This is a genomic window from Natrinema soli, from assembly GCF_028618695.1.
On the sequence record NZ_JAQIVI010000103.1, the window covers coordinates 1 to 839 of the forward strand.

Sequence of the window (839 nt, forward strand, 5' to 3'; positions counted from 1 at the left end):
GATCCCTGCCGGCCGACTTCCGACGGCGAGGTAGCCGACCGACCCGTCGGGCTCGAGGTCGACGTCGACGTGGCCGATCCCGAAGTCGCGCTCGAGGCGGGCGATCAGCCGCTCGCGAAGCTGGTCGACGGTGAGGCGGCGCGGAAAGAGGAGCGTCTGTCCCGCGAGTTCGTCCTTGGTCGTCTCCTCGATAGGGTCGTAGCCGTCGATGTCCTCGATCTCGTTGGGGAGGTCGACGGTGATCACGCGGCCGGCCGAGCGGACGAGCTGCGTGACCTCGGTGATCGTCCGCGGGGTGGCGACCATGAACACGTCCCGTGCGAGGTAATCGCCCAGCCGTCGCCCGGCGTCGGCGGCGATCGCGCTGGCGACGAACGCGGCGACGGTGTAGATCGCTGTTCCGGGCTCGAGCAGACCCGTATTACCGATGATCGCCTGGGACAGCGCGGTCTGGGTGTTGAGCCAGAGCGCGACGAGCGCGACGCCGACGAGGACCGCGACGCCCTCGGGAATCTCGTCGGCGCTGTACCAGCGGTAGGTGAACGCCACGCCGGCTCCCGCTCCGGCCGCGAGCAGGGTGAAGCCGAGGATTCCAACGAGCGCTTCCACGAGCGTCTCGGTGGGGACCAGCTGGGCGACGACGGGATCTATCACGACCGGTCACCGCCGTTCTGGCTACCGCCGTCGGTCGCGAAAGAGCAGTCGGTCGGGCCGACGGGACGCCGAATCATCGGGCGATCGCCTCCACGAACGCCTCGGTCGCGTCGTCCGGTCCCGCGACGAACGCCTCGTCGCCGGCCTCGAGTCGCCGTTCGATGCCGGGGCCGAAGACCCAGCCG

General features: G+C 70.0%; 1 protein-coding gene. It reads right to left on the minus strand.

Features of this window, described 5'->3' with window-relative positions:
- Window positions 1-654: DUF8167 domain-containing protein (locus PGX04_RS07335; protein WP_465263798.1), on the minus strand; the 654-nt coding region annotated here is incomplete at its 3' end.
- Window positions 655-839: the final 185 nt, after the last annotated feature.